The sequence below is a fragment of the Rhizobium sp. P1_E6 genome, from assembly GCF_056405875.1.
The window spans coordinates 1-17,879 of the sequence record NZ_JBFUBG010000037.1 but is presented as its reverse complement, the minus strand read 5'-3'; the positions used below and the strand labels follow the sequence as shown (position 1 = coordinate 17,879).

At 60.8% G+C, this 17,879-nt stretch carries 17 protein-coding genes; 8 read left to right on the top strand and 9 right to left on the bottom strand.

The window, feature by feature from the left end; all coding sequences use genetic code 11:
• Window positions 1–34: 34 nt before the first annotated feature.
• Window positions 35–1,375, bottom strand: coding sequence for an adenylate/guanylate cyclase domain-containing protein (locus AC1D35_RS18660; RefSeq protein WP_477939453.1), 1,341 nt, complete (start codon window positions 1,373–1,375; stop codon window positions 35–37).
• A gap of 426 nt (window positions 1,376–1,801) precedes the next feature.
• On the opposite strand from AC1D35_RS18660, the gene AC1D35_RS18655 reads away from it, so the two are divergent.
• On the top strand, window positions 1,802–3,145 hold the full coding sequence (locus AC1D35_RS18655) for a nucleotide sugar dehydrogenase (RefSeq protein ID WP_477939451.1): 1,344 nt from the start codon (window positions 1,802–1,804) through the stop codon (window positions 3,143–3,145).
• Here AC1D35_RS18655 and AC1D35_RS18650 read toward each other — a convergent pair.
• A complete protein-coding gene (locus tag AC1D35_RS18650; protein WP_477939449.1) occupies window positions 3,135–4,310 on the bottom strand; it encodes a DUF3095 domain-containing protein in 1,176 nt (391 codons plus the stop codon). The genes AC1D35_RS18655 and AC1D35_RS18650 overlap by 11 nt on opposite strands.
• A 120-nt stretch (window positions 4,311–4,430) precedes the next feature.
• Here AC1D35_RS18650 and AC1D35_RS18645 point away from each other — a divergent pair, with 120 nt between their 5' ends.
• Window positions 4,431–4,910 (top strand): class I SAM-dependent methyltransferase, encoded by a 480-nt coding sequence (locus AC1D35_RS18645; protein ID WP_477939447.1) that lies wholly within the window; start codon window positions 4,431–4,433, stop codon window positions 4,908–4,910.
• Window positions 4,911–4,917: 7 nt separating this feature from the next.
• On the opposite strand, the gene AC1D35_RS18640 is transcribed toward AC1D35_RS18645, so the two are convergent.
• Window positions 4,918–5,373 carry an Rrf2 family transcriptional regulator gene (locus AC1D35_RS18640; RefSeq protein WP_113307940.1) on the bottom strand — a complete coding sequence of 152 codons (456 nt, stop codon included), beginning with the start codon at window positions 5,371–5,373 and terminating at the stop codon, window positions 4,918–4,920.
• A 136-nt stretch (window positions 5,374–5,509) separates the two neighbouring features.
• Between AC1D35_RS18640 and AC1D35_RS18635 the strand changes: the two genes are divergently transcribed.
• Window positions 5,510–6,415, top strand: coding sequence for an NAD(P)/FAD-dependent oxidoreductase (locus AC1D35_RS18635; protein WP_477939446.1), 906 nt, complete (start codon window positions 5,510–5,512; stop codon window positions 6,413–6,415).
• On the opposite strand, the gene AC1D35_RS18630 is transcribed toward AC1D35_RS18635, so the two are convergent.
• Both AC1D35_RS18630 and AC1D35_RS18625 read right to left on the bottom strand, forming a co-directional pair.
• Window positions 6,412–7,290, bottom strand: coding sequence for an FkbM family methyltransferase (locus AC1D35_RS18630; RefSeq protein WP_477939444.1), 879 nt, complete (start codon window positions 7,288–7,290; stop codon window positions 6,412–6,414). The two genes, AC1D35_RS18635 and AC1D35_RS18630, sit on opposite strands and share 4 nt — an antisense overlap.
• Window positions 7,290–9,005, bottom strand: a complete 1,716-nt coding sequence (locus AC1D35_RS18625; RefSeq protein WP_477939442.1) for an adenylate/guanylate cyclase domain-containing protein — start codon at window positions 9,003–9,005, stop codon at window positions 7,290–7,292. Before AC1D35_RS18625 ends, AC1D35_RS18630 begins: the two co-directional genes overlap by 1 nt.
• A gap of 192 nt (window positions 9,006–9,197) precedes the next feature.
• Between AC1D35_RS18625 and AC1D35_RS18620 the strand changes: the two genes are divergently transcribed.
• Together AC1D35_RS18620 and AC1D35_RS18615 are read left to right on the top strand one after the other, a co-directional pair.
• A complete protein-coding gene (locus AC1D35_RS18620; RefSeq protein ID WP_477939440.1) occupies window positions 9,198–10,292 on the top strand; it encodes a glycosyltransferase family 4 protein in 1,095 nt (364 codons plus the stop codon).
• Window positions 10,282–11,049 (top strand): polysaccharide deacetylase family protein, encoded by a 768-nt coding sequence (locus AC1D35_RS18615; RefSeq protein WP_113296866.1) that lies wholly within the window; start codon window positions 10,282–10,284, stop codon window positions 11,047–11,049. The genes AC1D35_RS18620 and AC1D35_RS18615 overlap by 11 nt, the downstream gene beginning before the upstream one ends.
• Here AC1D35_RS18615 and AC1D35_RS18610 read toward each other — a convergent pair.
• Together AC1D35_RS18610 and AC1D35_RS18605 are read right to left on the bottom strand one after the other, a co-directional pair.
• Entirely contained in the window at window positions 11,031–11,861 is an 831-nt protein-coding gene (locus tag AC1D35_RS18610; protein ID WP_113296865.1) for an MBL fold metallo-hydrolase, read from the bottom strand. The two genes, AC1D35_RS18615 and AC1D35_RS18610, sit on opposite strands and share 19 nt — an antisense overlap.
• A gap of 102 nt (window positions 11,862–11,963) precedes the next feature.
• Window positions 11,964–12,371: a hypothetical protein gene (locus AC1D35_RS18605; RefSeq protein WP_477939437.1), complete on the bottom strand. Its 408-nt coding sequence runs from the start codon at window positions 12,369–12,371 to the stop codon at window positions 11,964–11,966.
• On the opposite strand from AC1D35_RS18605, the gene AC1D35_RS18600 reads away from it, so the two are divergent.
• The 3 genes from AC1D35_RS18600 to AC1D35_RS18590 are packed head-to-tail and all read left to right on the top strand — an operon-like array spanning window position 12,370 to window position 16,128.
• Window positions 12,370–13,485 carry an ABC transporter ATP-binding protein gene (locus tag AC1D35_RS18600; RefSeq protein WP_477939435.1) on the top strand — a complete coding sequence of 372 codons (1,116 nt, stop codon included), beginning with the start codon at window positions 12,370–12,372 and terminating at the stop codon, window positions 13,483–13,485. The two genes, AC1D35_RS18605 and AC1D35_RS18600, sit on opposite strands and share 2 nt — an antisense overlap.
• Window positions 13,478–14,437, top strand: a complete 960-nt coding sequence (locus AC1D35_RS18595) for an ABC transporter substrate-binding protein (RefSeq protein WP_477939434.1) — start codon at window positions 13,478–13,480, stop codon at window positions 14,435–14,437. The genes AC1D35_RS18600 and AC1D35_RS18595 overlap by 8 nt, the downstream gene beginning before the upstream one ends.
• A gap of 11 nt (window positions 14,438–14,448) precedes the next feature.
• Window positions 14,449–16,128, top strand: coding sequence for an ABC transporter permease (locus AC1D35_RS18590; RefSeq protein WP_477939431.1), 1,680 nt, complete (start codon window positions 14,449–14,451; stop codon window positions 16,126–16,128).
• A gap of 287 nt (window positions 16,129–16,415) precedes the next feature.
• On the opposite strand, the gene AC1D35_RS18585 is transcribed toward AC1D35_RS18590, so the two are convergent.
• Entirely contained in the window at window positions 16,416–17,183 is a 768-nt protein-coding gene (locus tag AC1D35_RS18585; RefSeq protein ID WP_113296859.1) for an SDR family oxidoreductase, read from the bottom strand.
• Window positions 17,184–17,245: 62 nt separating this feature from the next.
• A partial coding sequence (locus AC1D35_RS18580) for a lyase family protein (protein WP_477939429.1) occupies window positions 17,246–17,879 on the bottom strand: 634 nt, incomplete at its 5' end.

Sequence of the window (17,879 nt, the reverse complement as noted above, 5' to 3'; positions counted from 1 at the left end):
CAGCGGCTGAAGCGGCTGCAATGTTCGCGCGCGGTTACTGAATGAATTTTTCGATCGGCGGGCGTTTTACCTGTTTCTTGTCGCGGTGAAGCATGATGACCTGTTCGGCTTCCGAAAGGCCGTTCTGAACGGATTCGCGGAAGCCTTCGTCGACGTGAATGGCAGATGCCGGGGCCCGCGGCTGGAGCACCGTCACCTTCTGACGGATGCCGCGCAGCTTTTCTTCGCCGAGCGTGATCCATTCGCCGCCGCAATAGCCGGCAAAGGYCTGGCTCGCGACGACCTCCCGAGTGTATTTCTTCGTCAGCACCTGCAGGCGCTGCACCTCGTTCACTGCCGAACCGAAGGCCGAGAAGGTAAGCCGATCCTTCAGGCCGACATTGCCGAACATGACGTTGCCGACATGCAGGCCGATACCGTAGCCGATCTTCGGAAGCCCCTTCGTCTCGCGATCCTTGTTCAGTTCGGCAACACGCGCCTGCGCATGATGCACGGCGGAAAGCGCTGCCTCGCAGGCGATCTTCGACGGGTCCTTGTGGCGACCGCAGGGATAGACGGCCAGGAAGCCGTCGCCGAGGAAGCTCAGGATTTCACCGCCGTTGCGGTTGAAGGGTGCGGCGATCGCATCGAAGAACTGGTTGAGCGTATCGATATAGGCCTGCCGGCCTTCCTTTTCGGCATACATGGTGGATTCACGCATATCCGCCATGACAAGGGCGGCACGGATCGTCTCGCCATCGCCGCGGCGGACCTGGCCGTTCAGCACGCGCTTGCCGGYATCGCCGCCGAGATAGGTGGTCAGCATATTGTTGGCGAGCTTGGCAAGCACAGCCATCTTGGCGGCGACCGCCAGATGGTTCTGCATGCGCAGCAGCGCGTCGATCATGTCGTCTGAAAATCCGGCCGGGCTGTCGGTCGACCAGGAACCCATCATGCCCTGCGCCGATCCATCGCCGAAGGGCTGCACGAAGGCAAGATAATCAGTGATTTTTTCCTGGCGCAAATCCTCGAAGATCGGAAATTCACTCGGCCCCTCCGCCATGATGCGGCGGCGGATATGCTGCAGATTGTTGTCGAGAAGATAAAAATAAGGGCTCTGCAGGAAACGGTCCGGCTTCTGGCCGGCCGGCATGCGGAAGCCCTCGATGGTGACACCGCTGGCGCGCTTCCAGGTGAAGCTCAGTGCGTCGTAGAGCGGATGCAGCATCGAGAAGGTCAGGTGGACGCGCGCAAGTGGCAATCCGGCGGCCGCAAGCCGCTCGCAGAAACCGCGCACGATGTTTTCAAGGTCGTCACCGGCCAGCGAAGAATTCGTCAGCCATTCAGCAACACGGTCCAACAAAATGGAGGATACGCTGGATTCGATCGTGCTCATTCTTGGTATTATCCTCATGTCGCACGTCCATCCCCAAAGACAAAAACAACCCGGACCTGCCCATTCACGGTGAGCAGATCGCAAAGAATTCAGGATGTACGAGCGGTATTATCGTGTCAACGATGTGCCGATGACCCGGCACTGACACCCGCCGGCTTCCGACCTCCTGGAAACGGGCGAGCAATCTTTGCAAAGTGGTTCATTATCAGTTGCCAAAATAGGCACGCCGGAAGTGCGAAACAATGGGATACGCATTTTTTTGTGCGTCCTGGTTGCCGGGACCGGCGGTCCCGAGTCATTTCCGCCACACCCGGCTAATGAATCCAAGGCGCGGCATGGTCAGACACTGCGAAGGGGCTGGGTTTAATTTGCCGCGATCATGCATTAGATCAGCGTTCGGATTCACTTTTCGCAAGAGGCATGGCCTTGGACGCACGCTCTTCCACCTTCGAGACGCTTTCAAAGAAGATTGAGGCCCGCACGGCGCGCGCTGGCATTATCGGCCTTGGCTATGTCGGCCTGCCGCTGGCGATGGCTGTGGCACGCAGCGGCTTTGCCGTGACCGGCTTCGATATCGACCCCAAGAAGATCGTCGCACTGGATGCCCGCCGCTCGTACATCGATGCAGTGACGAACGAGGCGCTGACGGCCGAGATCGATGCGGGGCGTTTTTTCTCGACGACCGATTTCGCCAGCCTTTCGGACTGTGATGTGATCGTCATCTGCGTGCCGACGCCGCTTACCAAACATCGCGATCCCGATCTTTCTTTCGTGGAAGCCACGTCGCGGTCGATTGCCGCCCATCTGCGGCCGGGCCAGCTCATCGTGCTGGAATCGACTACCTACCCGGGTACCACAGACGATATCGTAAAGGTCATTCTAGAAGAGACCGGGCTGAAATCCGGTTCCGACTTCTTTGTCGGCTTCTCGCCGGAGCGTGAAGACCCCGGTAACCAGCATTACCACACCGCGACCATCCCGAAGGTCGTTGCAGGCGATGGTGCGGCAGCCCTGTCGCTGATGAAATCCTTCTACGGGACAGCCGTCTCGACCGTCGTTCCGGTCTCCTCCAATGCGACGGCGGAAGCAGTCAAGCTAACCGAAAACATCTTCCGCTCGGTCAATATCGCACTCGTCAACGAGCTGAAGACCGTCTACGCGGCAATGGGCATCGATGTCTGGGAAGTCATCGACGCTGCCAAGACCAAGCCGTTCGGTTATATGCCCTTCTATCCCGGTCCCGGTCTCGGCGGCCACTGCATTCCGATCGATCCCTTTTATCTCACCTGGAAGTCGCGCGAATACGAGCTGCCGACCCGTTTCATCGAGCTTGCCGGCGAGATCAATTCGGCGATGCCGCGCTATGTCGTCGGCAAACTGGCCGAGGCGCTGGATATCCGGGCCGGTAAGGCGCTCAGCCGCTCACGCGTCCTCGTGCTTGGCCTCGCTTACAAGAAGAACGTTGCCGATATCAGGGAAAGCCCGTCGCTGCGTCTGATCGAAATCATCGAGGAGCGCGGCGGCAAGGCGGATTATCATGACCCCTTCGTCGCGGAAATTCCACAGACGCGCGAATATCAAGCGCTGAAGGGCCGGAAATCCGTCGAACTGAGACCGGAAGCCATTGCAGGATACGACGCGGTTCTCATCGCGACCGATCACGACATGATTGACTATGCGGCTCTTTCGAAAAACGCCAGACTGATTGTCGACACCCGAAACGTCTTAAGCCGGCTCGGCCTCTCGGGCGATCACGTCATCAAGGCGTAACGAGCACGCCGGAAAGCTGCTTGCCGGTGATCTGGCTGGCGGCGACGGCATAGCCGCCGGCTGCGCCATCGATGAAGTGCATGTGGTCACGCGACAGTGGCGTCGGCACGAAGCAGGTCATCAGTGCCGATGACTGGCGGTGCAGGCCGTAGCGCGCCACACCCTCCTGCTGGGCCTGCTTCAGCAGTATCTCGATGCGGGCGAGGTGGGCGGCGTCGACATCGATGGTCATCTTCAGCCCGTCGTCGAATTTGCGGAAATCCGAATTGCCGGAGACGTCCTTCTTATAGCGGCGCGCGTTGAAATGCGCGAAAGTGATGCCGAATTTGTGCAGGAAAACGGTCAGTCCGATCTGCAGGAGGATGAAGAGCTTTTGTCGCAGGCGTTTGCCCTCAGGTGCGGTGGCATTCACCTCGCGATTGATGCCCTTCATCGAGAAGGCAAGCTCCGGCCCATCTTCGGGCACCGGATGCCCGCCGCGGTTCTGTTCTGCCGTGATGGAAACGATGCCGGCGACAAGAGCCTGAAATTCTGGCCCTGGACCGTCGTCGCCGGGCACGGCGATGATCGAGACGATCTCGCCATTGCGCGCCTCGATCGGGCTCCAGCGGCAGGAGAGACCGTTCAGATCCGGGCGAGCGCCGGGTGCGGCCTTTTCGACGCCGTACCATCCCATCTTCATGTTCTTCTCGGCCCAGATCGTGCCACCGCCGGAAAACATCGCATAGGTGACAAAGGGGCTTGCCGAATAGCGGGCGACGCGCACATCGAGACCTTCAGCGCGGATATCGGCGATCGGCACGATGGCGATACGGAGATCAAGGTCAAGATCCTCCTTCACCCAGGCCTGTGTCGCGGCAAGCGCTTCGCGCGCCTCCTTCTCAAGCGAAGCGGGCAAGGCGATCAGCGCGCCGTCACCAGCGAAGACGAAAGGATAGTCGCCCTTGCCGACGGCATTCAGCACCGCGGAAATGACGCTGGCGCCGGCCATGTTCACGTCCTTGTAGCGCCCGCCGGCGATCGCCTTGGTCGAGCCGACGATATCGGCCATAGCCAGCACCCACCCTTCGGGCAGCGGCCGGTAATTGCTCTCATCGGTCACGCCTTCGAAGTCGCTGAAAACAGGCACGTTGGCGAAGAATGCGTCGTTGGACATCTCGTTCATGGGCCGAGTTTATCACAGACCCGTGTTACCGCTGCAACGGCAATTTGCGTTTCGGGCAATCGACTTGCACCGCATCGATATGGTAGCACCGCTGACATATTTTATGACGGACAGGATAAGATGAGCCGCCTCGATAGCTTCATTCGCCGATTGACGGCTCAACGCGATATTCTCAATGCCATCATCGATCTTGTGGAAGAGGTGGAGGGGCCGGTGCTCGAATTCGGCCTCGGCAATGGCCGCACCTACGACCATCTGCGCGAGCATTTTTTTGACCGGCGCATCATCGCCTTCGATTGGGAAATACGATCCTATTCCGCCTCCACGCCGCCGGCCGAAAATATGGTGACAGGCAATATCCGCGATACCGGCCAGACGTTCCTCGGGATCAATGCCGCGCTCGCCCATGCCGATATCGGCACCGGTCATGACGAGATCGATGCCGTGACGCTGACCTGGCTGCCGCAGCTGATGGCCGGCGTGCTTACCCATCACGGCATTGCCGTCAGCGGCCTGCCGCTGGAACATCCCGAGCTCTTGCCTCTGCCTTTGCCCGGCGGCATCAAAGAGGGGCGCTATTTTCTCTACCGCAGGAAATGATCCGCGCTTATGAGGCGCAGGAATAGGACGTAGCCGAGACCGCGGCAAATTTAGCTTCGAAGTCGGCCGCGATTTCGTCCAGCGTCACGCTGCCCAATCGCCGCAGGAGCAGGGCCTGTGCCTCCTTCATCGCATCCTCGAGGGCGGCATTCACGGCCTGTTCCACAAGGCACTTCGGTTGATCGTCGGCCGGGCCGATGGCGAAAAGATGTGGTTCGCCGATGGCGCGGTAGACATCGAGCAGGGTGATTTCCGACAAAGGCCGCACCAGCGTCCAGCCCCCGCCGTGCCCTTTTTCGGAACGGACATAGCCCTGTTCACGAAGGCCAGCCATGGTGCGGCGGACGACCACGGGATTGGTGTTCAGCATCTTTGCAATCATCTCGGAGGTCGCAGAATGCTCATGCCGATCCATGTGGATCAGCACGTGCAGCATGCGTGAAAGGCGGCTGTCATTGCGCATGAAGTTCTATTCCCGTCGATCGAACGGGCCATTATCACAAGCGGATCGTAACAAGACAAGTAACATGATGCTTGACTGCGTTGTTTCATGTAACTTATGTTGCTGCAAGATAGAGGCGTCGTCAAAGGAGGGTTTCATGTCATTCGAGGTCATCGTTATCGGCGGAAATTTCGCCGGCCTGTCCGCGGCCATGCAGCTTGTACGGGCGCGACGCCGCGTTCTGCTGATCGACGCGGGCGCGCCGCGCAATCGGTTTTCGCAGGCGTCACATGGCTTCCTAGGCCAGGACGGGCAGACGCCGGCGGCGATCATGCGGGAGGGAAAGCGGCAGCTTTCGCTTTATCCGACCATCACCATCCGCGACGGGGAAGTTATTCAGGCGCGTGCCAATGGCGACGAATTCGTCATTGGCATCAAGGATGGTGGTGAAGAAAGGGCCGCGCGCATCGTCCTGGCAACCGGCATCAGCGACACGCTGCCCGAGATATCCGGTCTGCGCGACCGATGGGGGCGTTCCGTGCTGCACTGCCCCTATTGCCACGGTTATGAGGTGAGCGGCGGCAAGCTCGGCGTTCTCGCAAACCATCCGCACTCGGCACATTCGGCCATCCTGATCCCCGACTGGGGGGAGACAACCTATTTCACCCAAGCGCTGTTCGAGCCCGATGAAGAGCAACTCGTACGGCTGACCGCGCGCGGCGTTCGGATCGAACGCAGCCCCGTCGTGGAATTATTGGGCGGCAATCCCAAACTTGATGCCGTTCGCCTTGCCGATGGCCGGGTCGTGCCGCTGGATGCTGTGTTTGTCGCTCCGAAAACGGCGATGGCGAGCCCGATTGCCGAACGGCTCGGCTGTGTCTTCGACGACGGCCCGTTAGGCCCGCTCATCCGGACCAGCGATAACAAGGAAACCACCGTCAAGGGTGTCTTTGCCGCCGGCGACGCGGCAAGCGCCATGCATAACGCCACACTCGCGTCCGCCTCGGGCGTGCTTGCCGGCGTGCATTGCCATCAATCGCTGGCAATGCAGTCCGCCGCCTAAGGCAGGAACAGCACATCGTACTGGTCGATGCTTCCAGGCAGGTCGCGCACCTTCATCTGCTGCTCGTAATCCTCGAAGAAGACCAGGCAATCCTCATAGAAGCCGGCGAGCCAGGCAACGAAATCCCGCGTTCCTTCCGGACCGTAGAAAAGCGGCGTGAATTCCATATAGAGCGGCGTGCGGCGGGAGAGCAGCGGCAGCATTGAGCGGCAGGCAACGGGCTCGTATCCCTCGATATCCATCCAGACGAGGCCGATGGCAGCCTGGTCGATGCCGAGCCCGTCGAGGATGCCGGTAACCGGCTGCACCGGCACGCTGATCTTCTGGTCGGTGGCACTTTGGCGGATCGCACTGCTTTTGCCGTGATTGGCGCTGTTCAGGAAGAAGTCGATCTCGCCTCCAGCTTCGCCGGCAGCGCAATTGACGAGACGCACCGTGTCCATAAGGCTGTTCTGACGGATATTCTGTTCCAGAAGGCGAAAATTGCGCGGGTCTGGCTCGACGCTGACAATCCCCTGAAATGCCCGGGCGAGCGCGAAATAGACGGTCTGCGTGCCGATATTGCCGCCGATCTCCAGCAGCATGCTGTCCTTCTTCAACAGGCCGCGTTGGCGCAGGATCACGAGCAGCCGGTCGACGGCCTGCCGTTCGAAATGGCCCTTCCGGAAGACCTTGCGGCCGATATAGTCGGAGGGCGAAAAACTCATCAGATGATCGCCGGCGTCGACGGTCATGGAGGTGACGCGCAGTCCGATATTTTCGATGAGCAGCCGGCGGCCGGTGCGGGTGTCAAAGAAGCGCGTGGCCAACGCATTGCGCGCCTTTCGCATGCGGCGTTTCCAATATTTGGCGGTAAGCCATGCTTGGCCGGACATTATTGTCTTTCCTTCAGCGGTTCAGCCGCTTTCTCTCTCGGAACGACATAGACTTTCAAGGGGAGCGCCCGACCGCGCACGTTGATTTCGAAGCTTTCTACCGTTTCCGCATCAATGCCGGCACGCATTGCGACCGGCTCGGAAATGACGATCGCCGCATCGAGCTCCTTGGCCGCCGTCTCCAGACGGCTTGCGACATTGACCGTGTCGCCGACGGCGGTCAGGCTGCGCACGCGCCCATAGCCCATGGTACCGACGACCGCCGGGCCGGCGTGGATACCGATGACGATCTGCAGCGGCAAAGGCAGTTCGTCGGAGAGTTCGGCAGCGAGCTTCTCAACCTCGGCAATGATCGCGGTTGCGGCCGAGATCGCCTGTCGGCAGGCTTCCTCGGGTGTCGTGTTGAGGCCGAAGAGTGCCATGGCGCCGTCACCGATGAATTTGTCAAGCCGCCCGCCGGCCTGTTCCACCGCCTTGCCGACGATCCCAAAATAGCGGTTGAGCAGGAAGACGACGTCGAAGGGCAGGCGGGTTTCGGTCAGCGTCGTGAAATGGCGCATGTCGCAAAAGAGTACGGCGATCTCGCGCTCGCTGCCGGGGCTGGTTTCCTGGCTGTTGGCGGGAAGGGCAGCTTCCGTCTGTGGCACGAGCAGCGGCGCGACGGTCAAATCCTTATCCGGGCGGAGCTGACAGGCAAGGCGCACGTCCTGCGCGGCATTTATACGCTTCAGCGTCGTTTGCTCCAGCTTGTCGGGCGGCGGCAGGGTCCAATAGTCGCCGAGTATCTGCACACGGCAGGTGGAGCACTGGCCCTTGCCGCCACAGACCGAATAATGCGGCAGGCCGCCGAGCCGACTTGCTTCCAGCACCGTGAAGCCGCGGGGTACGCGCACCGTCTCGCCGCCGGGATAGTGAACGGCGACCTGGTTCGCCCGCTCTTTCAGCCTGCGGCGTGCCCGCGCCAGAATGACGAGGGCAAGCGCTGCGGAGAAGCTGCCATAGAGCCCGGCGCGGATCGTCGCGATTTGCTCGCGTGCCTCAGGATCGTTGTAATAGCGGGTATTGATCGTTTCTTCATAATGTCCGGATTCGGCCGCGATGTAGGAGGGATCGGACAGCGTGCGACCCATCTCGACGAAACCGAGCAGCGCCAGCACTGGCAGGAGGATGGCGATCGCCAGAAGCAGCGATGAGGAATTTTCGTACCAGGGCCGATAGCGCAGCCAGAAATGTACGCCGATACAGCCGTGGATCCAGACCGCAAGCAGTGCGAAAGTCTGGCGTACGCCGTTCTGCGGTGAGTTGATCCAGAGCGTGCGAACGATCGTCTCGTAATTATCGGTATAGCTGTAGAGTGCATGGACGATGCGTGTACCGATGACATGGTCGATGAGCAGCAGCGGAATCAGAAGGCCGAGAACGATCTGTGCCATTTCGTTCTTCGGCATGACGAGGCTGCGGCGCATATAGAGCCCACGCAGCACCAGCGTCATGTGGACGAGGACCGAGCCGTAGAAGAGCAGGGTGCCTAGCGGATTGCGCCAGATCGCCAGAAACAACCGGCGCGCATCATCGGCCGCCGTCAGCGAAACGAGCCCCAATGCATGGTTTGACATATGCAGGATGATGAAGATGAACATCACAAGGCCGGAACCGAGCCTGGCCTTCCTGATCGTACGCTTCGAAAAAATCCCTGTGGCCCAAACCGTGGTCATCAATTCCTGTTCTTGAAGCTCAAATCGCAAATGCACTAGAGAAGACGAAAAAGGGCGGAATTATCGTCTCGTCTAATCACGATCGCTTCGGTATGCCTGTCTGTATCATTCAAGGATAGTGACAATAGCGGAAATTTTCCCCTACGGCGCGAGCGCCGATTGGAAACACATTGTCACAAACGGAGTGTCGCGATGCGGATCGCTTTCTACGCGCCGATGAAATCGCCTGGTCATCCGGTGCCTTCGGGCGACCGGCTGATGGCGCAGCTGTTGATCCGAGCGCTGGAAATGGCCGGGCATTCGGTCGACGTCGTGTCCGAGTTCCGTGTCCATGCCGGCACGCCGGAGGCGGCTGCAGATGTGCTGGCGAAAGCCGAAGAGGAGCTCGAGCGGCTGCGGAGCAAATGGCGGGAGGAGCCGAAACCGGAACTCTGGTTCTGCTACCATCCCTATTACAAGTCCCCCGATCTCTTCGGCCCGGCAATCTCGGCGGAATTCATGATTCCCTATGTCACAGCCGAAGCCTCCTATTCGCGCAAGCGCGACGGGCTGGGCTGGGCCTTCTTTCAGAAACCGGTGGGTGATGCGATCCGCCAAGCGGCGGTCAATATCGCCTTCACCGAACGCGACCGGAAAGGACTGGAAGAGGTCTTTCCAGAGGCGCGCATCGCCGGAGTAAAGCCTTTCATCGACACGGCGCTCTTCGAGGCGGTGTCGCCTGTCCCCGATCCGCAACGCTTGATGACCGTGGCCATGATGCGGGCCGGCGACAAGCTGGAGAGCTACAAGATGCTCGCCGCGGCACTTCGGGTGATCGAGCAGCGTCCATGGACGCTCGGCATCGTAGGAGACGGTCCGCTACGGGCAGAGGTGGAGGCGCTGTTTGCCGGCTTTGCGCCCGGTCGTATCGACTGGCTCGGCCAAAGGGAGCCGGAAGAGGTCGCCGGATTGCTGGCAGGGGGCGGCATGTATGTGTGGCCGGGCTGCGGCGAAGCCTATGGGCTTGCCTATCTCGAAGCACAGGCGGCGGGCCTTCCTGTGGTGGCGCAGAGGACCGCAGGCGTGCCTGCCGTGGTGGAGGCCGATGTGACCGGGCTATTGACGCCTGATGGCGATATGAAAGCCTATGCGCAGGCCATTGCCGGACTGCTGGATGACCGCGCGGGCCGTGACGCCATCGCGTCAGCCGCGCGCCGCTTCGTCATTGGCGAGCGCTCGCTCGCCGGCGCGGCGAAAGAACTGGATTTGATCCTACGCAATCATGCAGGAGCAGCACATGATCGATAGCACCATCCGCGAACCGTTGTATCGGGAGCTGGAGCGCTGGCGCGACGCCGGCCGCGCGGCGCGGCTCTGGCTGCGGGATGACGATGCGATCGAGCCGACGGCGGCGCTGGAGCGACTGCTGTCCGAGACGAAAAGCTACGGCATCCCCGTCACGCTTGCGGTTATCCCGGCGTTTACGGGCGCGCCGCTCGCTCAGCGGCTTGCGGAAGAGGTGCATGTCAGCGTGGCGGTTCACGGCTGGGCGCATCATAATTATGCCGGCCCTGACGACAAGAAGCAGGAGCTCGGCGGATCACGCCTGCAAGAAACCATTCTCGGTGAACTCTACGAAGGCGTCCTGAAGCTCAAGGGTCTCTACCCGACTCGCTTTCTGGCAATGCTGGTTCCGCCCTGGAACCGGATCGACAAGGGTCTCATTCCCAAGCTGCCGGCGCTCGGTTTCGAATCCCTTTCGACCTACGGGCGCGTCAAGGGAGAAAACCCGATCGCCATCATCAACTCCCATGTCGACCTCATGGACTGGCACGGCACACGCGGCGGGCGGCCGATGGCAGACCTGATCGGCGCACTGGTCACGGAGTTGCAGGACAGGTTCGAGGGTAGCAGCGAACCGATCGGCGTGCTCGGGCATCATCTGGTGCATGACGCGGCGGCCTGGGAGTTCCTTGCCGAACTCTTCGAGGCGACTGCGGGCCACCCCGCAGTGGAATGGGTTTCAGCAGGCGCGCTGGTGCAGCATCAGATGTCGACGACCTGATTGTCGCGGGCGGCGAATGCGCCGGCAAAGACGGCCTGCGCCTGGCTTTCCATGACAGCGAGCTGTTCATCGGTGCGCGAGGGCGCATGGTGAAACAAGGCGAAGCGCTTGGCGCCGGCCATCGTGGCAAGTTCGGTGCCGTGCTGCCATGTGGAGTGGCCGAAGCCCTTGAAGCGCTGCATCTCGTCTTCATTGTAAGTGCAGTCGTAGACGACGAGGTCGGCGTCCTTCATCATCTCAAGCACGACCGGATCGTACGTGCCTGGAATGTGCTCGATGTCATAGATCAGTGATACCACGCGGCCTTTCCAGCGAATGCGGTAACCGATCGCGCCGCCCGGATGGTTCAGCATATAGGTCTGCATCTCCACGCCTGCGTGTGGGGTCAGTGTCTGGCCCGCATGGAAATCGCGGAAGTTCATCGTTGCCTGACAGATATCTGTCTTCACCGGGAACCAGGGCGGGCTGATGAACTGTTCGACCATCTCGCGCGTGCTCATCTTGCCGTCTAGGTGGCCGGACCAGATGTTGACGTTGATCGACGGGTAGTAGATCGCTTTGAAGAAGGGCAGGCCAATAATGTGGTCATAGTGGCAGTGGCTGAAGAAGAGGTCGACATCGTGGACCTCATCGGCAAGAAGCGACAGGCCCGCCTCGCGCAGACCCGAGCCAGCATCGAAGATCATCCGGTGCTCGTCGCAACGAATTTCTATGCAGGAGGTGTTGCCTCCATATCGGTCGAATTCCGGGCCTGACACGGGAATGCTTCCCCGAACGCCCCAAAATTTCACCTGAAACAGATCGTTACTCATTTTCCTTCAAACCAGCTTTCCCGCTTCGTCATCGTAGTCACCATCGATCCCGATGCGAAGCTGCAGAATTCCACGGGTTTGCCTATATCCCCTCGCACTCTTCTAACGGCTAGCCGAAGAAGAAGTAGATTTTCCTAAGCAATCGGCTTTTGGCTCAGAATGCAAGCCGGTATGGTTCGTTTTCTGTAAACGTCCCGGCGTATGCGAGGTCGCGACATTTCCCGCGGTATCATGCATCTTAAATGGTTGCGCGCGACCGAAAATGCAAATCCCCTGCTTTTGGCGGTGCTGAAGCACCGAGACGGCATGAAAACTGCGTCGAAGACGGCCAGCGGCAAGGCGCGGTTGCGGGAGGGACTGCTTGTTCCGGTCACGGATTCCGACGCGAAACGCTAACGTTATCCCCTGGAGGATATTGTCATAAAATTGAAATAAATCCGTCACAAAGCTGTCGTTCGGGATGCCTAAATGTCGCCATACTTTTTTTAAAGCGACATTTGGTCTGCCCATGAACGCCCCCTCAATTCGATCGTCTTCTGCCGTTGCCGCGGCGGGCCTGGCATTGAGTTACGGACCGACGCAGATTCTCAAAGGCATTGATTTTTCTCTGGAAAAGGGAAAGACACTGGCGTTGCTTGGCCCATCGGGTTGCGGCAAGACCACGCTTTTGAGGCTGGTTGCYGGCCTGCTTGCGCCGACCAGGGGTTCCGTGTCGATTGCCGGGACCACCGTTGCAGATGGTGCGACCGGCGCCTTCGTTCCGCCGGAGCGGCGCGGCCTCGGCATGGTCTTCCAGGACTATGCGCTCTGGCCGCATCTCACGGTCGGCGGCAACGTCTCCTTTCCGCTTGAAATGCGCGGTGTCGGCAGGGCCGAGCGCCAGACCCGGACGACACGCGCGCTCGAGCGCGTCGGCCTTGGGGCCTATGCCGACCGGCGGCCGAGCGATCTTTCGGGTGGCCAGCAGCAGCGCGTCGCAATTGCGCGCGCCATCGTCGCCGAGCCGCAGCTCATCCTTTTCGACGAGCCACTTTCCAATCTTGATCGCGAGTTGCGCGAAAACATGGTGGGTGAGCTCGCCGAGCTCATCTCCTCGCTCGGCCTGACGGCGATCTATGTGACGCACGACCATAGCGAGGCGCTGACGCTTGCCGACGAGGTTGCGGTCATGCGGTCAGGCCTGATCGAACAGCTTGCCTCGCCCGACGACCTGATCGAGCGGCCGGCGACGCCTGAGGTTGCCGACTTCCTGCGGCTTGGCTGTCTTGCCGATATCGAGCGGCGCGGACCCTCCTGGCATTTCAAGGGAAGCGACATCGCGCTCACCGAAGCTGAAGGCATTGCCGGCGGCAGCGCCCGCGTACTGATCCCCGTCGCCTCCATCTCGGCCGGCGAAGCCTCTACTAATCGCCTTGCCGCCACCGTACTGCGCTCGCAGTTCCGCGGCGACGGGCATCTGGCGAGCGTTTCGCTCTCCGGCCTGCCGGGCCTGGAATTGCAGGTTCTGAGCCGCGCCAAGCTTCGTGCCGGCGAGACCATCGGCCTTGCGATCGACTCAGCACAGATCCGCTGGTTTCAGCAGAAAATATCCCAATCCATAGAGGAGAAGTTGGAACATGTTTAAGTCATTGAAGAGCATCACTCTTGGCGTCGTCGCCGCCGCCATGATGGCCGGTGTCGCCCATGCCGACGTTACCGTCTACACCGCTGGCCCGCAGAGCCTGATCGACAAGCTGTCGGCCGGTTTCACCAAGCAGACCGGCGTCAAGGTCAATGTTTTCCAGGCAACGACTGGCAAGGTCATGGCCCGTATCGAAGCCGAAGCCGCAAACCCGGTTGTCGACGTCGTCATCTCGGCTTCCTGGGATACGGCCAACGACTTCGCCAAGCGCGGCTGGCTCGTCAACTATGCTAGCCCGAACGCTGCCAAGGTTCCGGATTTCCTGAAGTCCGAAGGCGCCGTTGCTCAGGGCATCTCGGCTCTCGGCATCGTTTGGAATACCAAGAGCGGCACGCCGAAGCCGGCCGAATGGGCTGACCTGATGAAGCCGGAATACAAGGACCTCGTCAACATTCCGGATCCGGCCCAGTCCGGCTCCTCCTTCGAACTGACGGCTGCTCTTGCCGGGCAGGACGACTGGAAGCTCTTCAAGGGTCTGCAGGCTAATGGCGCGATCATCGCCGGTGCCAATGCCGACGCTTTGAACCCGGTTCTGCAGGGTGCAAAGGCCGTCGTCTTCGGCGCTGTCGACTATATCGCCCTCGCTGCCCAGAAGAAGGGCGAGAGCATTGAAGTCGTGTTCCCGAAGTCCGGTACGGTCATCGCGCCGCGTCCGGCCATGATCATGAAGTCGTCCAAGAACCAGGACGACGCCAAGAAGTTCATCGACTACATGCTCTCAGACGAAGGTCAGGCGCTGGTTGCCGGTGAAATGCTGATGCCGTCGCGCACCGACGTTGCCGCCAGCCGTCCGCTGATCAGCGACCTGACGCTCCTGAAGTACGACACGGCTGCCGTCTACGGCAAGCGCAAGGAAACGCTGAAGACTTTCGCCGATCTCTACGGCGCCAAGTAAGGTCCAGATTGATGAGAGGAAACGGCATCGGCGGTACGGCTCCGGCCGCCTGGCTGGCAACAGCCGGTCTTGTTATCGTCGTTGCCGTTCCCTTCATTGCGGTGGTTTTGCAAGGCATCTTTCCCGAACTCGGACAGGGCTCGTTTGCGAGCCCTTTCTCCTCGCTTTATGCGACGCTTGCAGACAGCTCGCTCATCCGCATGGGTGGCAATACCGTCCTGCTGGGTGCTTGCGTGGTGTTTGCTTCGGCGCTCGTCGCTGTACCGCTCGGCGTTTTCCGTGCCCTCTACAGAATTCCCTTTGCGCCCCTCTGGGACGTGYTTTTGCTCGTCCCCTTCATGATCCCGCCCTATATCGCCACGCTCGGATGGATCATGACGCTGCAGCCGCGCGGTTATCTGCAGCAGCTCGCCGGCTTCAATCTGGCACCCTTCCTGTTTTCGATTTTCGGCATGACGCTGGTCATGGCCTTCAACACCTTCCCGGTTGTCTATTTCGCCGTGTCGCGCACGGTCGAAGCCGTCGGCGCGCGTTATGCCGATGTCGGCCGCGTCTTCGGCGCCTCGCCGGCGCGCGCCTTCTGGCGGATCACGTTGCCGCTCTCGGCCCCCGGCCTGACGGCGAGCCTGATGCTGGTCTTTGCCGCCGCAATCGAGGAATATGGCACGCCTGCAGCACTCGGCCGCCGCGCCGGTTTTCAGGTGCTGGTGACCGGCATCGACCTGCGCGTCACCGACTGGCCGATCGACCTGCCGGGTGCAGCGATCCTGTCGCTGCTGCTGGTTGCCATGTCGCTCGTCACCTTCCTGCTGCAGCGCTGGATTCTGGCGCGCCGCTCCTACCAGACGGTCGGCGGCAAACCGACCGCAAAGGACAAGCGGCCGCTCGGCGCGCTGAAGGTGCCCGTCATGATTGCCTTTGCCGTCGTCGCCTTCCTGGCAACCGGCGTGCCGTTGCTCGCGATCCTTGCGACCGCGCTGGCCCGCACGATCTCCGGCGGTCTTGCCCTCGACAATATCAGCCTCGACAATTTCGTGGCGGTCTTCGGCAACAGCGCGGGTGCAGTGACGGCGCTGATCAACAGTTTCTCACTCGGCATCGGCACGGCGCTGATCACCGGCCTGATTGGCGTGACGGCCGCCTATACTGTCGTGAAGACCAAGATTTCAGGCCGCACAGCGATCGATGTGATGACCATCCTGCCGAACGCCCTGCCGGGCATCGTCGTCGCCGTCGGCCTCATCCTCGCCTGGAACATGCCGGGCCTGCCGTTCACGCCGTATAATACGGGCTTCATCCTGCTGCTTGCCTATTGCTGCATCCTGTTGCCGCAGCCGGTGCGTTACACGACGGCTGCCTTCCAGCAGATCGGCGATAATCTCGAAGCGGCAGCTCGCGTCTGTGGTGCGAGCGGCGTGACCGCCTTCCGGCGCATCCTGCTGCCGCTCGTCTTCCCGAGCCTTGCCTCTTCCATGCTACTTGTCTTCGCGCTCGCCTCGCGTGAACTCGTTGCCTCTGTCGTGGTCGCACCGGTCGGCATGCAGACGATCGCGACCTTCATCTGGCGTCAGTTCGAACAGGGCTCGATCGGCCTCGGCATGGCCATGGCCTTCATCGCCATCTGCATCACGACGTTGCTGCCAGTGATCCTGATGGGGCTGATGCGGCGCGGCAATATGGTCGCGGATTGAGGCGCACTCCAAATTAGGCAGGTTCTTGTTTCTTGCCGAGATTGTTGAGATAACTCCGTTAGGCAGTCTTTTGGGGTGAACATGGCTCCAGTCATAGGGATTTTCATCGGCCTTGCGGTCGTTGTCTTCCTCATCATTTCCGCTGGTGCCGCATTCTTGTCCTGGAACCCTCTCAGGTGGGTGCACCTTCGTTTCTCAGGGCGTTCAGTTCATGGCCAAGCCGAAGGCGGTTTTGAAGCGAGTTTTGACGGCGGCGATGGCGGTGGTGACGGCGGAGGCGATTAACCTCAAAGTGACGCTGTGATCCCACCGTCGACCATCATCATGTGACCGTTGACGAAGGACGATGCGTCGGATGCCAGGAAGACGGCGGCACCCACCAGTTCTTTGACATCCCCCCAGCGGCCGGCCGGCGTACGGGCCTCAAGCCATGCGGAAAATTTCGGATCATCGACAAGCGCCTGGTTGAGCGGCGTCTTGAAATAACCCGGCGCGATGGCATTGACCTGCAAACCGTGTTTTGCCCAGTCCGTCGCCATGCCACGGGTAAGATTGCGCACGGCGCCCTTGGTCGCCGTATAGGGCGCGATATTTGGGCGGGCGAGTTCGGCCTGTACCGAGGCGATGTTGATGATCTTGCCGCGGCCGCGACCGATCATTGCTCGTGCGACGGGCTGGCTGACATAAAAGATACTGGAAACGTTGGTGCGGAAAAGCTCGTCCCACTTTTCGACAGGGAAGTCCTCCAGTGGCGTGCGAAACTGCATGCCGGCATTGTTGACGAGGATATCGATCGGGCCGATTTCCGCTTCGATATAGTCGATCGCCGAACGGCAGGCCTCGGCGTCGGTGACGTCAAAGGCCGCACTGACGGCATGGCCCTTATTTTCACGGATCGCCTTGGCGGCGGCCTCCGCTTTCTGGGCATTGCGGCCGTTGATGATGACGGAAGCCCCGTGTTCTGCAAGGCCAAGCGCCAGAGCGTGGCCGATGCCTTGGCTCGAGCCTGTCACGAGAGCACGGCGGCCGGAAAGATCGAAGAGCGGAAAGGTCAAGGGATCACTCCTGAAATCAACGCCCCTGCATAGCCGGTTTTACCGCTTTCACGCAAAGGCGATCAGTCTGTTCCTAGACGTTTGATATTGCCTGTCAGTTCCGTCGCCAGACGCAATGAGGCGGCGGTGGCCATCACCATCTGCGGCAGCACCAGCCATTCGAGCGTCCAGGCCGCCCCCGAGCGCTCCTGTTCGTGGACAAGCGACTGGTGGATGGCCGAAAGCTGCGTGGCATTGAAGCGGGCAAGCGCCACCAGCGTTTCGGCGGCAATAGGGTTCTGCTTGTGGGCCATGGCAGAGGAGGCTCCGCCACCTGCAAGCTCGATCTCGCCGCCGGCTTCGGCGAGCAGCGCGATATCCTGTCCGAATTTGCCGAGGCTGCCGGAGATCAGTGAATAGAGATTGGCAAGATCGGCAAGGCGGCTCCGCTGGCTCTGCCATTGTGGCTCGTCGGTCAGCCCCAGTTCCTGTGCCAGCGAGGCGCGCACGGCGGATGCCTCGGGGCCGAGTTTTTCGAGCGTGCCGGCAGCGCCGCCGAACTGGACGGGGAAGGTCTGCTCCGTCAGCCGGTCGCGATAGGTCTCAAGCGGCTTCCGCCAGGCGGCAATACGGTCGGTGGCAGTGATGGGGATTGCGGCCTGCATACGGGTATGGCCCATCAGGCGATTGCTCCCGAACTGTCGCTCAAGGGCGGCC

Coding starts and splice junctions, on each gene's coding strand:
- AC1D35_RS18650 (WP_477939449.1), bottom strand. CDS start 4,310: ATGAACGAGATGTCCAACGACGCATTCTTCGCCAACGTGCCTGTTTTC.
- AC1D35_RS18645 (WP_477939447.1), top strand. CDS start 4,431: ATGAGCCGCCTCGATAGCTTCATTCGCCGATTGACGGCTCAACGCGAT.
- AC1D35_RS18640 (WP_113307940.1), bottom strand. CDS start 5,373: ATGCGCAATGACAGCCGCCTTTCACGCATGCTGCACGTGCTGATCCAC.
- AC1D35_RS18635 (WP_477939446.1), top strand. CDS start 5,510: ATGTCATTCGAGGTCATCGTTATCGGCGGAAATTTCGCCGGCCTGTCC.
- AC1D35_RS18630 (WP_477939444.1), bottom strand. CDS start 7,290: ATGTCCGGCCAAGCATGGCTTACCGCCAAATATTGGAAACGCCGCATG.
- AC1D35_RS18625 (WP_477939442.1), bottom strand. CDS start 9,005: ATGACCACGGTTTGGGCCACAGGGATTTTTTCGAAGCGTACGATCAGG.
- AC1D35_RS18620 (WP_477939440.1), top strand. CDS start 9,198: ATGCGGATCGCTTTCTACGCGCCGATGAAATCGCCTGGTCATCCGGTG.
- AC1D35_RS18615 (WP_113296866.1), top strand. CDS start 10,282: ATGATCGATAGCACCATCCGCGAACCGTTGTATCGGGAGCTGGAGCGC.
- AC1D35_RS18610 (WP_113296865.1), bottom strand. CDS start 11,861: ATGAGTAACGATCTGTTTCAGGTGAAATTTTGGGGCGTTCGGGGAAGC.
- AC1D35_RS18605 (WP_477939437.1), bottom strand. CDS start 12,371: ATGGGCAGACCAAATGTCGCTTTAAAAAAAGTATGGCGACATTTAGGC.
- AC1D35_RS18595 (WP_477939434.1), top strand. CDS start 13,478: ATGTTTAAGTCATTGAAGAGCATCACTCTTGGCGTCGTCGCCGCCGCC.